Genomic DNA, 17,719 nt, shown 5'->3' with positions numbered 1-17,719 from the left:
GAAGTATCGTACGATTTCCGTGCAGGGACTGAATGTCGTCTTTACCGTCGTTTAGGCTGGATGTTGAGGCGATACTGCACGGAGCACATGATATAACGTGGAAGGGCATTGGTATATGTCACCGTACGTCCGGATGCACTGACGGCATAGTTGACGTTTGACAATTGATGCAACATATCGAAGCCATCCACCATGAATACCCAATGACCACCCTTAGGAGTATAGGTCAGACGCAGATTCCAGATAGCATCGGTAGTGTCGAGCTGTTTCACTCCGTAGCCACGGCGGGTGTAGAGGGTGAAATCAGTGTTGAGGCCGAAGCCGCCGGGCAGACGGAACTGACCGAGGATACCGTAATTATAATGGTTGGCGTTGATCGAGTTGAAATCCTCGCGCGACGATGTAGTGTGGCGGTTGGTCACGCTGACATTCAATCCTATCTGCTGCTTGCCTATCTGCCAGTCCAGTTTAAGCCTCTCGGACAGATTGGTAGAGCGGACGGAGGATTTCTCAGGCTCTTCACGATTCACGCCGATCATATCAGCATAGTTCATGACCGTGCCGTCAGTGCTAGAGCTGACAGAGAACTGCAGCTTCGGACCGAACTGCAGGTTGAATGTATTACTTGCCCCTAACGAATTGTTACCGTCGAGATTATACGTGCGGTTACGGCGGATACCTGTCGAAGTGTCGTATGTGTAGCCTCGGACAAGTGCGTCAGCCGTCGTGGAGTAGTCGAGACGCAGAGTATTGTTGAGTGGCTTTGCCGACGATATGTAATTCCAGCTCAATGAATGAGTCTGAATGTAGGAATTTTTAAGATCTGGATTTCCCAGAGCAATGTTAAGAGGATCAGCATCATTCACCACATCGACCATGTGGACGAGATCCGGAGTCTTGGTATCTACCGTGTAGTCATACGTGAGGGTATTGCTGTATCGTACGCGTTTGCCTTCTTCTACCCGGCCGAAACGATATTCAACCTTAGCCCGATAGTTTTTCACCGTGGCAAGGAAGGAGTTACGGCTGACAAGATACGACCGGTTGGCACGCCAATAATCAAAATGCTGGTGAAGCAGGCCAAGATCCGGAGAGAGATGTATGGTCAGCATCGAATTATAGGAATACATGTGGAACATAATGCGCGGGCTGATGGTATGACGATTGTTGATCTCCCGTGAGGTATAACTGTTGGAGGGATCAAACGAATCAAGATAGTTACCGGGCAAAGTACCATAGATACCCATATCGGCAAGTGCATCGAGTGCATACATGTAGGAATCCTTGTCATGGTTGACGAAGCGATACTGATAGTCACAACTGAACGAAACTGAGGCCTTACCGAAACGAAAATTTGTGGCATAGCCAACACTGGCATCAAGCGTAAGGCTACGGTTGGGCGAATCATCGAAATATTGGCGGCGGGTGACTGCCGGCACAGGATCTGAACCGTAGTTGATGTTATAGTCACGCCAGCGTTCCTCCTTCTCATCCTTGTATTTCATACCAAGCTCCATAATGAGCCGGTCACGGGATCTCGGTATCTTGTACTCCAGATGCGGGAAAGCCTGAAACTCTGTTTCCCGGCGGCTTCCGTCACTGCGGGTTATGGCACGGTTGATTATCGCATCGAGCCTTTCGGGCGATGCATCACTGTAGAGAGCCTCAAGAGCCTTGGAAGTGATGTCGGTCTGCTCCTGATTGAAGGTTGCGGATATATCCGAGCTATTATTGTCGCGGCGTGCATGACGTGCTACCCACATGCCACCTCCCCAGAAACGTTCGCTTTGAAAATTGAGGTAGTTACGGGTGTCAAGCAGGAGCTTACGGCTATGATTGCGGCTGAAAGCGTTGTCATACGTGTTACCTCCCGTGAGGAAGTTTGTACGGGCGGTGGTCGAGAGGTCGTTGCTTGACGTCTCCTCCACTGTCGCATAGCCGTTGAACTGTTTCGTCTCCGTCACGTTCTGATGACGGTAGTTGAAAGTAGCCATCTTGTATGTCCGTGTTCCTGAAGGCATACGTTCGGGTGTCCACGTATCGTTCTTGCCGGGCTTACGTGTGTCGTTAAGATTATTGATATTGGCTATGAGCGTAAGTTCGGTCGTCGGGGTGAACAGTGAACTGAACAGACGTCCGCTGTAGCGGTCCTTGGTTCCGAGACCACCCTGTGCGTTAAGGATGATCCCACGGTTATACTCGCGCTTCAACTTCACATCCATCGTGAGATGCTTCTCCGAATTCGGATCGTCCTGCCATTTTTCAAGTTCGGTCTGTCCTTCATACACCTCAATATTCTTGACCGTATAAGCCCCGATATTCTCAAGCATCAGCTGGTTGTTGCCGTAGAGAAACTGCTTGCCGTTGAGCAGAAGCGACTCCACGAATTTTCCGTTGACCTTTATCTGTCCGTCATCGTTAAGCTCCACACCGGGTAACTGCGCGATGAGCGCATCGAGCATCGAACCTTCAGCGAGCTGAAAGGCATCGGCATTATAGACAATTGTATCACCCTTATTATAAAACTTTATCTTGGAAGCTGTAACAGTCACTTCGCCAAGCTGACGGGGGGCTCTTTCCATAAGAATCAGCGGCATCTGACGATCCGTTTCACGCTTACCTACCCTCTCGACACTGTACGTTATGGTCTGAGTCTTATAGCCGGAACAGACCACATCGAACACGTAAGTAGAGTCATTACGTGAGACCGGAAAACTGAAGAAAGAGAGATCTATAATCTCTCCATCACGGACTGCTTTACCTCTGTTAGCCTGAATGGAGTCCGTAAGCTTTCCGTCGGCATCATAGAGACAGATATAAGCGTCCGTAAGATCAAGCTTTGTGACCGCATCCTTTACTCGGCCGGAAATGAACAGAGGTGTTTCCTCTGCCGATACCATAAAGACTTGGGAGCATGACAGAAATAGGAAGAGAAGGGATCTCAACAGTAATTTCATGGCCATAGGGATAAATTTGAGAGAGACTGATGATTGAATCGCCGGACATGCTCAATTTCAAATCTCTATAGTTAAACGTGATAATGATAATTTGCGAACGAAAAACGTACCGACACTTGGTTTTTCGTTCGCAAATTTACAATTTCATTATTTACCGTGCAAATTTATCACTAATAAAATCGTATCAGATACTAATAATTAGGTTCAACAAGTCAACGAAAAGGCTTCAACACTTCTTTCGCATAAGGGTCAGACCGTCGCGCAGAGGTAAGATCACGGTTTCAAGATCATCACGCGAAGCCACGTATTGATTGAATCGGTCAAGGGCCACGGTCTGTGCATCATGATTTCTGACCGTATCGGTCACTTTACCGTCCCAGAGAGTATTATCCGCTATTATGAATCCTCCGGGTCTCAGGCGCGGAAGCACGAGATCGAGATATTCGACGTAACGACGCTTATTAGCATCGATATACACAAGATCCCAGATTTCATCAATCTGACCGATAAGCTCCTCGGCATCACCGATATGCAGTGTTATGCGATCACCGCCGGGAGCTGAGGCGAATAGTTCCAGTAACTCATCCTCCATCTCATCGTCAACCTCAATGGTGTGGAGACGGCCATCCTCAGCAAGCCCTTCGGCCAGACAGAGGGCGGAATAGCCCGTATATGCACCGAGTTCGAGCACACGCTGCGGATTCACCATAGCCGAGAGCATGGCGAGCAGTCTCCCCTGCAGATGACCGGAACACATGCGGGGATAGAGGTGACGAAGGTGAGTCCGACGGTAGAGCTGCCGCAGATGTTCGGGTTCGGCACTGATATGGGTCAGAATATATTCGTCGAGATTATCTGACATGGCCCATTATGAATGCCTGTGCGGCGAGGAAATATGAATTAAGGCCGAAGCCCGTGATTGTTCCGCGGCACACCGGAGCGATGAGCGACGTGTGACGGATGGCCTCACGCGAGGCGGTGTTGGAAATGTGGACTTCGATGACGGGAGTGGAGATTCCGGCGATTGCATCAGCTATGGCGAGAGAGGTATGAGTGTATGCTCCGGCATTGAGGATCACACCGTCCGCATCGGTATTGTGGAGGAAATCGATGATGTCACCTTCATGGTTGGACTGCAGATACTCGATCTCATCCCCGTCAATCATCTCACGGAGCTCCTGAAGATACGATTCGAATGTACGCGATCCGTAGATCTCCGGCTCGCGCGTGCCGAGAAGATTGAGGTTCGGCCCGTTTATGATCAGAATTTTCACAGTTTCTAATAATTTTATTCTTGATGTTAAGCAATATGTTCAATAGACAACGTCCATCGGATGCAGGACTATCGTCCAGACAGCCATAGTTGACAGAGCCATCAGTATAAGCAATATCCAGCAGACGTATGGACGGCGCGGATACGCGCTCCATGCCAGCCATGCCGAGAGGACCATGTAGAAAGGATAGATCCACACGAAAGTCTTGGCAACCTCATCGCCGGCCGGAAGATTCCCTATAAGGAAGGGACAGGAGAATACCGGGAGAAGAAAGACTATGATGATCAGCGTCATCCAGATCGGTGTTTTCTGTGGCATGGTTCTCTACTTATTATTTATTCTTCCGGTCGTTCTGAGTGTTGCGGTAGGCTCTGACCGTACGTCTTATTCCTTCCGCGAGATCTATGCGCGGACTGAAACCAAAGTCACGCTGTGCATCGCTTATGTCGCAGTTCCAGTTGCGCTGTGCCATGATCTTGTATTTGTCCGTGTTCAGCGTTACGGCCTGAAGTTTGGCCGCACCATACTTCTCGGACACCTGACAGGCTATCTTCAGTGCCCAAAGCGGAAGGCGCACGGGTATCACGAGTTTACGTCCCAGCTCCTTCGCCACTATCTTGCGGAATTCGGCCTGAGAATAAGCCCGCGGTTCGGAGATAATGTACTTCTTATGGACAGGTGCTTTCTCAAGGGCGTCGAATATCGCACATGCAAGATCCTCGACGTATATGAACGTCAGCATCTGGCGGCGGAAACCCACACCGAAGTCAAAATGAGCGTCGATACTCTTGATCATCATCAGATAATCCTGTTCATGAGGGCCATAGACTCCGGTAGGACGAAGGATGATCCAAGGGAAGGATGCCGGCAGAGTCTGAAGAAGGGTCTCGGCCTTGATTTTCGACACACCGTAGCGGGTGTTGGGGTTGGGTATCATTGAGCCGTTGAGAGGCGCGTAGGTCTTTTCATCGCCCGGCCCTATGGCGGAAAGCGATGAAATGTACAGGAAGCGTTCAGGAATCTGATCGTTGGCTATGAGAGCCTCGCAGAAATTGCGGAGATAGGTGAAATTGATATGATTGAAATCACTGAAATTCACACATTTCGTCGCACCGAGATTATAGACGATATAATCCCAGTGATGGCCTTGGAGACCTTCACGCAGCTTTTCGGAGTCCTCGTAATCGAGAGTTATGAAATTGAGTGCAGGATCGGTCAGATAGCGGCGCGATGTGGTCTCGCGTACCGCACACCATGTCTCATATCCGCGCGACAGAGCCTCGCGGGCAATAAAACCGCCGATAAAACCGCCTGCACCGACTATTAAAACTTTCATTTTTCGTTCGTTTTATTCTTGTCATCACCGTCCATCATCTCGGAGAAGAGCTCGATGTACTGTTCAGCAATCGCCGCAGATGCAAACTTATCCCTGACAGCTTCATGGAGGGATTCACGCGTTATGTCCGACTTCAATGCCCACATGATACCTGCAGCGATATCTTTCGGATCTTTATATCTGGCTATGTAACCGGTCTTGAGATGCTCCACCACGTCCGCACGCCCGTCGATACCGAACGTGACCGGTAAAGCTCCCCCGGCCTGACCTTCGATCAGCGTACCCTGAAGGATCTCGTAAAGTGATGTCGAGATCACCACTTTACTTATCGAATAGAGATAGCGCAGGGTCTTAAAGTCAGTGATGAGTCCGAGGTTGCGGTGAGAGAAACGCAGACGGTCCAGTGCCTTCGGATTCTTTATCGACCCGAAGAAGAATACGCATGTATTGAGGGCTACCTCCGGATTGTTATCGAAAATATAATTGAGTGCATCTATCGTATAGTCGAGTCCCTTGATTGGATCATCCAGACGGGCCGCTCCGAAAAGAATCAGATTCTTCTTACCGGGAGTCTCGTACTTTGGAAGAGTATGAGGCGGCGTCACATAGAACTGATCCACAGGAAAGGCATTGTAGATAGTTCGCACGTCCTGATCATGAAGAAGCGAGGATTTGCGGGCCAGCTTCTCAAGCCAACTGCTGACGGTGACAAATTTTATGGGTACTTCCGTGTAGAGTTTCCTTTTTTTCTTCCATATTCTGTGGGAGAGGTCATTGGAGTACCCGTTGCTTAGGAAGGGACAGTTACCGCACTCCTTGAGATAATTCTCACACTCGTATGCATGATGACATATACCGGTCATAGCCCACATATCGTGCTGTGTCCAGACGATTTTCTTACCCAGCTTGTGAAGCTTGCGGATACCTCTCATGCCCAAGAGCCCCTGATTGATCCAGTTAAGGCACACGATATCGGCTTCTTTCACCCAAGGATGATGATGGATATTTAACGCAAATGATCCAGTCGAGACCTTGAACACCTTAGAATAGTTGAACCCTACGGCCGGAAGGATCATCAGGCGTTCGGCTATGAACGACACTCCGCGCAGGAAACGCGTGCCGACATCATCCACCTGATCCTCGCGCGAAGTTTTGGCATATACTACCATACGGGCATCAACGCCCGCCTGTATCAGAGCCTGAAGCAGACGGAAAGTCACGACGGCCGCCCCTCCGAGAGTGTCGGAGTGATTGACGAGCACTACTTTCTTCCCTTTGAGGTTATCGGGGAGTGCCGGCAGTTCCTGAGCTGTGACAGGCGAAGTGGTTTCGTGAGCGGTTGGACTCATTTTTCTGTTCTATTGTGACTTTTTTGTTTTGTAAATGTTATTTGGTTTCCTATATTTATGATATGCAGCGGTTTGCGTTCTATACGAGCCTCAAGGTAACGGAGCAGTTCCTGCTCCTTGGCGGCCGGCATAGCGGAAGCATACTTGATGAGTACCACGTTGACCGTATCGAGCGACTGATTGTTGATATTGCCGAAAACCGCACGGCTGACGGCCAGTTCCTCCACCTGAGGAAACACGACCTTGATCTCAGGAGCTATACGTCCGGCAATCGTATCACCGAGCTGATTGAGGGCAATTATACTCTTGAGCGAATCAATGGTCACCTGCTGTGACGAGATTGACGTACGGGCAAACTCATAAATGTCACTCATGTTCGGAAGCCCGTTCTTGAGTTCTGAAAGGTCGGGCGAATCACCTTGAATGATGTGGAGATGCGCGCCTTCCAGACCATAATGTGCCAGCTGGGAACTCATGGCGAGCTGGAGGGAATCAGCGGGGAGGACTTTTCCGATAAGAGTGACGGTGATCACTTTTTCACCATGATCTATCGTGGCACTGCGGCTGAGCACCTGAGTGGCGGGAAAATTGAACTGCTGTGCGATGAATCTGTCAGCATTTGCCTCAAAACGTGACTGGTTCAACATATTATAGGTTAGATAGAGCGACGGGAGAAGCGTGAGAATGGATACCGTATAGACAACCCGGCGAACCCTGCGCGCCCGATCCGTATTCTCCGACACGGCAACATTTGGCTTGTAGTGCATCAGCTTCACCCCGATAAAAGTGGCGAGGGCAATGTAGATCGAATTGATTAGGAAAAGATATGTCGCTCCGAACAGATAATTCATCTGAAGAGTTGCAAGTCCGTAGCCGGCCGTACAGAGCGGAGGCATCAGGGCAGTGGCTATCGCTACTCCGGGGATCACATTTCCTTTTGACTTCGATCCTATGGCCACAATACCTGCACCACCGCCGAAAAATCCTATAAGCACATCATAGATAGTAGGGGAGGTGCGGGCAAGGAGCTCACTGTGACCTTCGCTCACGGGGGATATGAGAAAGTAAATGGTCGATGTGAGCATACTGAATCCGGCAGCCATCAACAGATTGCGCAGACAGCGTTTGAGAAGCTGAAAATCCTGCACACCTATGGCAAGTCCCAATCCGATGATTGGTCCCATGAGGGGAGAGATTAGCATCGCTCCGATGATCACCGCTGTTGAATTGGTGTTAAGGCCAAGGGACGCGATGAAGATGGCAAGGACAAGGATCAGAAGATTGGTCCCCCTGAAAGAAACGCCGTCGCGTATCGCTTTCTCCGCATCCGCTTGCGGAAGCAGATCATCGGTCATCGAGAAATACTGTACAAAATAGTTTTTAAGCGATGCCATAGCCATTGCATATAGTTAGTATATCACAACATCATGCGGTCAAGACCGCCCACATAGATTGTTCAGGTTCATCCCACCGACTTTTGGCGGTACTGATCCTTCACCTCATCGACCACATTGATTATATAGTCACCGACCTTTTCAAGCGAACCGATGATGTCCATGTAATATATACCGGCCTGATATTCGTAATGATGCTCGTTGATATTCTCGACGTTAGCCATACGGAGCTGATTGCGCTTGTTGTTGATCTCGCGCTCCTGATTGTAGGAGGTGATGATGTCGGCCTGATCAGCGGTCTCGAAATGGCGGAGAAGCAGAAGCATGTTTGTCATGGCAGCCTCGACAGCGATAAACATCGAATCGATATTCTCTGAAATCTCCTCATTGAAATCAACGTGGCTCTCCTGCTTGCGGATGAGGATCTTAGCCACTCCGTAGCAGCAGTCGGCAATACTCTCGATCTCGCTGACTATGCGGAGCATAGCGGCGATGCGGTGCTTACCCTCGTTGGACAGACGGCCCTCCGAACAGCGGTTGAGATAATTGGCGATCTCGATCTCCATGCGGTCAGAAATTTCCTCATATTTCTCAAGACGTGAGAATTGCTTGGTAAATTCATCACCGATCTTTGTGTGGACTATGTTCTGAGCCATGGCCACCATCCGCTGCACACGTTCGGCATATACCACAATCTCCTTCTCAGCCTGAGCTATATTGAGCTCGGATGCGCTCATGAGACCGCCGGAGATAAACTTGAGCTGGAATTCCTCGTCTCCGGTGTGCTTGGCGGGCACAAGTTTCTCGACTATCTTGACATAGACCCCTGTCAGCCAGATCATGATGGCACCGTTGATGAGATTGAACACCGAATGGAACATCGACAGACCGAACGACACACTGAACTGCATCTGCGCTATCTTGAGCAATACAGGATGACCGGCGGGAAGACTATTGTCAAAAATACTGTTGTAGAGCTGCGGATCGTTCACCTCAAGATCATTGACATAACTGTAGATACTGTTCGGATTGCCTTGTCCGAGCCATTCGGTTATGTTGACATTCAATCTCACAAAGGGATAGAAGACTGCAAGTGTCCAAACAAGGCCGAACAAATTGAACAGCAGGTGACCCATTGCCGTTCGCTTTGCGGCCACATTACCGCTCATAGAGGCAAGAAGCGGTGTGACGGTGGTACCGATATTGCTGCCCAACACCACGGCACAGGCAAGGTCAAACGAGATCCAGCCCTTGGTACACATGATAAGGACTATAGCGAATGTCGCAGCCGATGACTGGATTATAGCCGTCAGGATCACACCGACCAACACGAAGAGAAGCACAGATGCAAAGCCCATCGACGCATATCGTTCGAGGAAGGCAAACATCTCAGGATTGCTCTGCAGATCAGGGACATAATCACTGATAAGATCCAATCCCATGAACATGAGGGCGAAACCTATGAGGAATTCGCCAATGGATTTTTTGCGGCTTGCGCTTGCAAAGAGAAGCGGGACGGCACAGGCGATGAGCGGAAGAATGAAAGCGGAAGTATCGACCTTGAAACCGAACAATGCGATGATCCACGCCGTAAAGGTCGTGCCGACGTTCGCACCGAAAATGACAGCCATGGACTGCGCCAGAGTCATGAGACCCGCATTCACAAAGCTGACCACCATCACGGTTGATGCCGATGAACTCTGAATCAGAGCTGTGATGACTATACCGGTGAGCATACCGGTGAATCGGTTACGAGTCATGGCCGAGAGGATGTTGCGCAAACGGTCGCCGGCAGCCTTCTGAAGGCCTTCACTCATTACTTTCATTCCGTAGAGGAACATGGCTACTGAGCCCAACAGGCAGAGTAGGTCAAGGAAGCTGTAAGTCATCTTGAAGGGTATAAACGTAAAAAATCGGAGAGAACCGGGTGAAGATGAGAAAAACCCGATTTCTCCGATGCAAATATACAGAGAAATTTTAAAATCTGTTTAAAATTTCTCCGTGATTTTTTCGCGGACATGCATGGCAGGGGTTTTCGCCCGCGATGCTTATGTTTTTTTAATTTTCCTTCAGTGCCTCCTGCATCTTGGCAACCATATCTGCATATTCCTCGTCTGAGAGATATACCTCACCGGGATTCATGCGGAAAGTGCCGCCGTAGTCAGGACCATCCACATACTTGGGGGCAAGATGGAAATGGAGGTGCGAAAGTTTGTCGCTATATGCTCCATAATTGATCTTTTCGGGGTGGAACACCTTATCCATAGCACGAGTGACACGGGTAACATCCTTCATGAAGGCGTTGCGCTCCTCATCCGAAAGTTCGAAGAGATCGTTGACATGACCGTCGTAAGCCACGAGACAGCGGCCATGATAGGTCTGCTCCTTAAAAAGGAATACGCGCGAAACATCAAGCTTCGCAATTTCAATCATAAGATTGTGGAGAGTCTCATTGTTGGTGCAATAGAGGCAGTCTTTGGGATCACTTTTCATTTTTACAAGTATTTTCTTGGTTGATAGATTATTTATCTCTGTGGGGCATACATTTTTCTGTATATGCCCCGCAAAAATAGCAAATTAACTGATGGTAACCAAACCTTTCACGGAGAGTTTATGACATTGTCGATGATATTCCAAAACTTCGTCCGGTAATCCAAGACTTGCATGACCGTCTATGAATTTTGAATTATTGAAATAAACTTAATACCTTTGTCCGGCCAAATGTAGAATTAAGGCCGGATTTTCATAATTCATAAGTTTAAAGTTACACTTAATTTAATCCATAATGTCAACATACACTGTTGAAGATCCCCGTAAGGTGACCACCCGTCGCCTTATGGAAATGAAAGCAAAGGGTGAGAAAATCGCCATGATCACCGCCTACGATTATTCTATGGCCAAACTCATCGACGAGGCCGGAATGGATGCCATACTTGTCGGCGATTCTGCTGCAAACGTCATGGCAGGCTATGCGACGACACTCCCCATTACGCTTGATCAGATGATATACCACGCCCAGTGTGTCACCCGCGGTGTGAAGCGTGCCCTCGTTGTCTGCGACATGCCTTTCGGAACATATCAGGGTAATTCCAAGGAAGCCCTTGCTTCGGCTATCCGAATCATGAAGGAAAGCAATGCCGAAGCCGTAAAAATTGAGGGCGGTTCTGAGATCATCGAATCGATCGAACGCATTATCTCCGCCGGAATCCCGGTGATGGGTCATCTTGGTCTCACTCCGCAGAGCATCAATAAATTCGGCACATACAATGTGCGTGCCCGCGATGAGGCCGAAGCTGCCAAGCTGATGGAGGATGCCAAGCTTCTTGAAAAAGCCGGATGTTTTGCCGTAGTACTCGAAAAGATTCCCGCCGATCTTGCGAAAAAGGTATCCGAAAGTCTTTCGATCCCTACCATCGGCATCGGCGCAGGCAACGGTTGCGACGGACAGGTACTCGTGATGCAGGACATGCTCGGTATCAACAAAGGATTTTCACCGCGCTTCCTCCGCCGATATGCCGATCTCGGCACAATCATCGAAGACGCTGTGGGCAACTATATAAAAGATGTCAAGAGCTCCGATTTCCCCAACGAACACGAGCAATATTAATCCATTCCAACAACATCAACCACAACCATATTATGCCGGAATCTATTAAGCTTGACACTGTAGAGGAAGCTATCGCTGATATCCGCGACGGTAAATTCGTGATCGTTGTCGATGACGAGGATCGTGAAAACGAGGGTGACCTCATCATCGCCGCCGAAAAGATCACACCTGAACAGGTCAATTTCATGCTCATGAATGCACGCGGAGTCCTCTGCGCTCCCATCACCCGCTCGCGGTGTAAGGATCTGCGTCTCGATCCGCAGGTCGCCGACAACACATCACTTCTCGGAACTCCATTCACGGTCACTGTGGATAAACTTGAAGGATGCACCACCGGCGTAAGCGCACATGACCGCGCAGCCACCATACGGGCATTGGCCGATCCTTGCTCTGTCCCGGAGACTTTCGGACGTCCCGGTCACATCAATCCGCTCTATGCCCATGATGACGGAGTTCTGGGACGCAACGGCCACACAGAGGCGGCCATTGACCTCGCCCGCCTTGCCGGACTGAACCCTGCCGCCGCACTGATAGAGGTGATGAACAGTGACGGTACAATGGCCCGTCTGCCTCAGCTGCGCGAAATGGCTGACCGCTGGGGACTTAAACTGATCTCGATAGCCGAATTGATCGATTACCGTACCAAGAACTCAATCTGATCATCCAGAACAGTCCTATCAGGATACAATGATCGCCGCTTCCGTTCATTAAGAATGATGGAAGCGGCGATCCGCATTATTGTAAACCCTTACCTGCCAAGATGGCCGGTAGGATCAGTCATCAGTTTGAAAGAGTGATGAGGACAAGTCCTGCAATGAAGAGCAGGAACATGGCTGCGATGAGTGGATAAGTGCCTTTGGGTGCACCCTTGAACTCCTTCCATACCCAGACACCCCATATCATGGCCACGATAGGCGCGGCGTTGCTAAGCGCGTAGGAAATGGCGGGATTGGCCGCGCTCGTACCCATGAAACTGATCACCATACCGCCCATCCAGATGAATCCGCCAAGGATACCGATGAGGTGTGTGCGTGAACTGCCCGCAAGGTAATCCTTGAAAGAAGTCTTGCTGCCCTCGAAGGGATGACGCATGACGAAAGTATTGAAAATAGGAGTGGTGATGAGCACACCGAGAGCGAAGAAGAACACTCCGGTGTAAGGGGTAAGAGAGCCTGTGCCTCCACTGACATACATGGGATCAAGCGACTTGACCACGAGACCGTAGAAGAACACAAGACCGATACCGGAAATTACGGCGAGGACTATACCCTTGGTTGGAGTCTGCTTACGGACGGTCGATAGGTTACCGTAAGCCTTGGCACACAGATAGATGGCGATGATTATGATGGCAACGCCGGTCCACAGCAGGCCTTGATTGCCCGGATAAGCCTGTCCGGCAATGATGACCAGAAGGTAGTTGAAGATGATGCCGCCGATCCAGCCGAGACCTCCGCCTATGGGGAAACCGACAGACATACCGGCGATAGCAATGGCTGCGGTCAGGAAGATATTGGCAAAATTCCACACCGCTCCGCCGAGCATCGCACATCCCGCACTGCTCCAGTCGAGATTAGCGAGATCGTTCAGGAAGTTTCGTCCGTCGTCCGCCGGCCCCATGCTGCCGAGAGTCAGGGCTGCGAGAGCGGCCGTCAGAAAGACACCGATCGTGAAGTCCCAGTAGTAAAGCTCGAAGCTCCACTTGGGAGTGGAAACAAGCTTCTGGGTATTGGCCCACGAGCCCCAGCAGATGCAGCAGATGCAGCAGCAGATGATGGCGAGGACATAGTTATGAACAAGTACCATTTGACAAGTCGTATTGAAGATGTCGGGACTTATTCATGCACATAGAGATTCCAGCCGAGATAAGTCTCGATGGCTTCCTTCAGGATATCGACAACATCGGTTCTCACCATCGCTACATGGTGCTCGAAACCGTTCTTGCAGATGAACTTCATGAGGGGCTGGAGGTTATCGACCTTCGTAACAGCGATACAGCCATCCATTCCGTAGGGATCGGCTGTGATCTCACCCTTGCCGAGATATGCCTTGATCTCACCGAGGGTATCGTCAGTCGAAATGCGGAAGAAAGTGAAGTCGCCGGGAGCAGCCTTGCCATATACGGCACCGAAAGTGTTGATCTTACCGAGTGTACGTCCGAGCACACCGAGAGGACCGAGCTTGAGATCATCCTTCATGAAGCTCTTGGGTGCATTACCGCAGTGTGTACATACGCAGCAGTTACGATCCTCGGCAAAGTTATTGTTCCAGTCAAGAAGCGTAGAGGCTTCCTTGGCAGCGAGTGAGAGGGCATACATGGACACCGCACCGGCAACGTCAGTCTCACATGCGCAGGGAAGAAGCTTGTCGCTGAGCATACTCATTGTCACGCAGGCTGCGCAACCGTAGTTCTGTTCGAGAGAGTCCCAGCACTGGATGGCACATGCATCGATCTCGTTGGCCTTGATCCAGTCCTCGACAGCGAGACCGAACTTGGCCTGAAGAGGAAGTTTCTCGCGGTAATTCTCCGGAACAGTGGCGTATGACGAAATAGCAGCCATCTTCTCGACGAGACGGGGATCATCGTCGGAAATACGGCGTGCGTTTTCAAGAATCTCGCTGAGATCCACGGGCACTACCGTGATACCGCTTGCCTGAAGGAGCTTCTCGCTGAAACGGCAGGTGTTGAAGCCGAGAGGACGGGTACCGATCTGACCGATACGGCAGTGAGTGAGCTTCTTGACCACGCGGCAGATAGCGGCGAAACGGTTGATGTCCTGCATGAGCAGCGGGCTGTGGATAGAATATGTGTGGAGAGTTGTATCGGTGAAAGGAATACCGTACTGGTAGAGGTTGTTGCACACCGAAATCTTACCGCAGAAGGCATCACGACGGCTGTCGAGATCCACCTTGTCATTCTCATCGTCACAAGCCTGAACGAGCACAGGGACATTGAGATCAGCGCGGCTGATAGCGTTGATGATACCGATTTCAAAACCGAAGTTGGGGAGCGATACGATAATACCGTCGATCTCGTCACGATATTTGCGGAAGAGTTCGGCACATTTCTTACCGTCCTCAAGAGTTTCCATAGAGCCGTCGGTAGGAGTGTCGGACGGATCAAGGATCACATAGCCATAACCGGCCTTTTCGAGATCTGAAAGAAGGGTCTTGCGGACATCAATTGCGAGGTCAGAATTAAAATAGGCACGAGTTCCGATGATGACACCGAAAGTCTCTTTACCGTTGATTGCATCTTTTTTCATTGCAACAGTTTTTTGTTTGGTTATTAAATAATAAGATAAGAAATTCTTTGTTTTTGTCTGAACGAACCGGCTTACTGATTGATGAGCTTGACAGCCTTGCACCAGCCGGCATAAAGGGCTGCATTCTTTTCAGCTTCTGAAGCGGGTATGATCAGATCATTGTGCGTGCGCAGGGCGGCTACCTCATCGAGAGAGGTCCATACGCCGCGGGCCAGACAGTTCATAAGCACAGCTCCGTAAGCAGAGGCTTCCTCGATGTCGGCACGGTTCACCGCCACACCGAGCATATCGGCCTGAAACTGCATGAGATAGTTATTCTTGGTCGGTCCACCATCCACGCGCAGTTCCGAGAGGCTGACATCATTGCCTGAGGTCATGGTATCCACCAGATCCTTGATCTGGTAGGCTATGGCATCGAGAGCCGCACGACAGACATGTCCCTTGCCGGTGGCAAGCGTCATGCCGACAATCGCCGCCTTGGCTTCCGAATTCCACCAAGGAGCACCGAGACCGGCAAAAGCCGGCACGAAATACACGCCTCCGGTGTCGGGAACGCTAAGGGCAAACCGCTCTACCTCAGAGGGTGAATTGATCAGTTCAAGTTTATCGGTAAGCCATTTGATAGTAGCTCCCGTGCAGTGGATGTTGCCCTCGAAAGCATAGTGGACCTTACCGAGTGCGGCAAAACCGATGGAAGTGACAAGCCCGGCTGGCGGATTGAGTGCATCCGTACCGATATTGACCATCACGGAAGATCCCGTGCCATAAGTAGCCTTACCCATACCGGATTTAAAACACATCTGCCCTACCAAGGCACCGTGGGAGTCACCGATCGCACCCGCGATAGGGATAGGACTGTCGAAGAGCCCTTCGATTGTCGTCTCACCGAACACGGAGTCCGATGGTTTGGCTTCGGGAAGCATCGAGGCAGGTATGCCGAAAATATCAAGCAGTTCACTGTCCCAGTTGAGCGTGTGGATATTGAAAAGCAGTGTACGCGATGCATTCGTGTAATCACAGGCGTGGGTCTTACCTCCGGTGAGTTTCCATATAAGCCATGACTCGATAGTGCCCATGAGCAGGTCACCCTTGGCGGCGAGTTCAGCCGCTCCATCGACATTGTCAAGAATCCATTTCACACCCGTAGCTGAGAAATAAGGATCGATCATCAGACCACTCTTGGCTCTCACTACAGGCTCGTGACCGGCTTTTTTGAGTTGATTGCACAACCCCGCTCCGCGCTGGCACTGCCACACGACGGCATTATGTACCGGCTCGCCTGTCACGCGGTTCCACACCACGACCGTCTCGCGCTGGTTAGTTATGGCAAGCGAATATTCGCAGTCATCTTCCTTACCGACTGATTCCATGAGCATGGTGATGGCCTTGACGGTATTATCGTAGATCTCGGTCGGATCATGCTCCACCCATCCGTGGCGGGGATAATATTGGTGGTGCTCTATGTTGAGTCGGTCGAGTAACTTGCACTCGTCTGAAAAAAGCATCGCTTTCGTGGCCGACGTACTCTGGTCAATCGCTATAATTTTATGTTTCATGATATATTGTAAGGTATTTATTGTTAAGCATTAGCCATGACTGCTACGGAGTGTCAGTTCTTGAGAAATTCCAATGCTGTCCTGACAATGCCATCGGCATCCATGCCATAGTGAGCGAAAATCTCTTTGGAATTACCGTGGATCACATCTTCGTCAGGAATACCTATGATCTTAACCGGCACAGGATTTTCAGCGATCGTTTCCACGACTGCACCTCCGAGACCGCCGTAACGGCTGTGTTCCTCAACGGTGATGATTTTTCCTGTCTCAGCTGCGGCTTTGAGCACTGCTTCAGTGTCGAGAGGTTTGACGAAAGCCATATCGAGCACACGGGCATTTATACCTTGTTCACGCAGACGCAGACCGGCATGATAGGCATGATAGACGGTCTCACCTGTTGCGATGATAGTAAGGTCTGTACCGTCGAGGAGCATATTGGCCTTGCCGAACTCAAAGCTGAAATCATCGTTCTCATACACGTCAGGCACATCCGCACGACCGACACGCACATAGACCGGTTCGGGACGGTTGACGAGCATCTCCACGAGTCGGCGGGTCTGGCGTGCATCACACGGAAGCACGACGTTCATGCCGGGGAATGTGCGGAGAGCTGCAATGTCGTGGAGGCTATGGTGAGTAGCACCGAGCGCACCGTAAGCGACACCGCCGCTGACACCGAGAATCTTGACGTTGGTGCGATTATAGGCCACATCGACCTTGACCTGCTCAAGACTGCGCGCAACATAGAAGCAGGCAGGACCGCAGACGTATGCTTTCTTGCCGCACATGGCAAGTCCGGCAGAGATACCGACGGCATTCTGCTCGGCAATACCGCATTCGACAAACTGGTCAGGAAGTTCCTTGGCAAAATCACCGAGAGTAACTGATCCGCGGGCATCGGTGGTCACCGCGATAATATCTTTATCTTTGCGTGCGAGTTCAAGCAAAGTTTCTGTAAACGCTTTTCTACAGGCTTTCATAAT

Annotated in this window: 14 protein-coding genes and 1 pseudogene; 2 read left to right on the top strand and 13 right to left on the bottom strand. The window is 50.4% G+C overall.

Annotation, left to right across the window (positions count from 1 at the left end; translation table 11 throughout):
- Window positions 1-41 precede the first annotated feature (41 nt).
- The 9 genes from K2G41_RS08550 to K2G41_RS08510 form a co-directional block, all read right to left on the bottom strand.
- A complete protein-coding gene (locus tag K2G41_RS08550) occupies window positions 42-2,957 on the bottom strand; it encodes an outer membrane beta-barrel protein (RefSeq protein WP_300117306.1) in 2,916 nt (971 codons plus the stop codon).
- A 226-nt stretch (window positions 2,958-3,183) separates the two neighbouring features.
- Complete coding sequence (locus K2G41_RS08545) at window positions 3,184-3,819, bottom strand: O-methyltransferase (protein WP_300117304.1); 636 nt, start codon at window positions 3,817-3,819, stop codon at window positions 3,184-3,186.
- Window positions 3,809-4,231, bottom strand: a complete 423-nt coding sequence (locus K2G41_RS08540; RefSeq protein ID WP_300117302.1) for a type II 3-dehydroquinate dehydratase — start codon at window positions 4,229-4,231, stop codon at window positions 3,809-3,811. The genes K2G41_RS08545 and K2G41_RS08540 overlap by 11 nt, the downstream gene beginning before the upstream one ends.
- A gap of 39 nt (window positions 4,232-4,270) precedes the next feature.
- Window positions 4,271-4,549, bottom strand: a complete 279-nt coding sequence (locus K2G41_RS08535; RefSeq protein ID WP_300117300.1) for a hypothetical protein — start codon at window positions 4,547-4,549, stop codon at window positions 4,271-4,273.
- A 13-nt stretch (window positions 4,550-4,562) separates the two neighbouring features.
- Complete coding sequence (locus K2G41_RS08530; protein ID WP_300117298.1) at window positions 4,563-5,567, bottom strand: NAD(P)-dependent oxidoreductase; 1,005 nt, start codon at window positions 5,565-5,567, stop codon at window positions 4,563-4,565.
- The gene (locus tag K2G41_RS08525; RefSeq protein ID WP_300117296.1) at window positions 5,564-6,916 is read right to left on the bottom strand and encodes a glycosyltransferase; all 1,353 of its coding nucleotides are present in this window, start codon (window positions 6,914-6,916) and stop codon (window positions 5,564-5,566) included. Before K2G41_RS08525 ends, K2G41_RS08530 begins: the two co-directional genes overlap by 4 nt.
- On the bottom strand, window positions 6,913-8,310 hold the full coding sequence (locus K2G41_RS08520; RefSeq protein ID WP_300117294.1) for a TIGR00341 family protein: 1,398 nt from the start codon (window positions 8,308-8,310) through the stop codon (window positions 6,913-6,915). Before K2G41_RS08520 ends, K2G41_RS08525 begins: the two co-directional genes overlap by 4 nt.
- A gap of 68 nt (window positions 8,311-8,378) precedes the next feature.
- A complete protein-coding gene (locus K2G41_RS08515) occupies window positions 8,379-10,199 on the bottom strand; it encodes a Na/Pi cotransporter family protein (protein ID WP_300117292.1) in 1,821 nt (606 codons plus the stop codon).
- Between the two features lie 169 nt (window positions 10,200-10,368).
- Entirely contained in the window at window positions 10,369-10,803 is a 435-nt protein-coding gene (locus tag K2G41_RS08510; RefSeq protein WP_300117290.1) for an HIT family protein, read from the bottom strand.
- Window positions 10,804-11,095: 292 nt separating this feature from the next.
- On the opposite strand from K2G41_RS08510, the gene panB reads away from it, so the two are divergent.
- Both panB and ribB read left to right on the top strand, forming a co-directional pair.
- Entirely contained in the window at window positions 11,096-11,917 is an 822-nt protein-coding gene (gene panB / locus K2G41_RS08505) for a 3-methyl-2-oxobutanoate hydroxymethyltransferase (protein WP_300117288.1), read from the top strand.
- A 32-nt stretch (window positions 11,918-11,949) separates the two neighbouring features.
- Window positions 11,950-12,558: pseudogene (ribB, locus tag K2G41_RS08500) on the top strand (3,4-dihydroxy-2-butanone-4-phosphate synthase); the annotation flags it as partial.
- A 139-nt stretch (window positions 12,559-12,697) separates the two neighbouring features.
- Here the strand turns inward: ribB and K2G41_RS08495 are convergent.
- From K2G41_RS08495 to K2G41_RS08480, 4 genes are all read right to left on the bottom strand, one after another.
- Window positions 12,698-13,720, bottom strand: a complete 1,023-nt coding sequence (locus K2G41_RS08495; protein WP_300117286.1) for a GRP family sugar transporter — start codon at window positions 13,718-13,720, stop codon at window positions 12,698-12,700.
- 29 nt (window positions 13,721-13,749) lie between these two features.
- Entirely contained in the window at window positions 13,750-15,180 is a 1,431-nt protein-coding gene (locus K2G41_RS08490) for a fucose isomerase (RefSeq protein WP_300117284.1), read from the bottom strand.
- Between the two features lie 71 nt (window positions 15,181-15,251).
- Window positions 15,252-16,736 carry a glycerol kinase gene (locus K2G41_RS08485; RefSeq protein WP_300117282.1) on the bottom strand — a complete coding sequence of 495 codons (1,485 nt, stop codon included), beginning with the start codon at window positions 16,734-16,736 and terminating at the stop codon, window positions 15,252-15,254.
- A gap of 53 nt (window positions 16,737-16,789) precedes the next feature.
- Window positions 16,790-17,716 carry a transketolase C-terminal domain-containing protein gene (locus tag K2G41_RS08480; protein WP_300117280.1) on the bottom strand — a complete coding sequence of 309 codons (927 nt, stop codon included), beginning with the start codon at window positions 17,714-17,716 and terminating at the stop codon, window positions 16,790-16,792.
- Window positions 17,717-17,719 lie beyond the last annotated feature (3 nt).

The sequence above is a fragment of the Duncaniella sp. genome (assembly GCF_029056165.1).
Lineage (GTDB): Bacteria > Bacteroidota > Bacteroidia > Bacteroidales > Muribaculaceae > Duncaniella.
The sequence above is the reverse complement of the archived record's forward strand: the minus strand, read 5'-3'. Positions and strand labels throughout refer to the sequence as shown.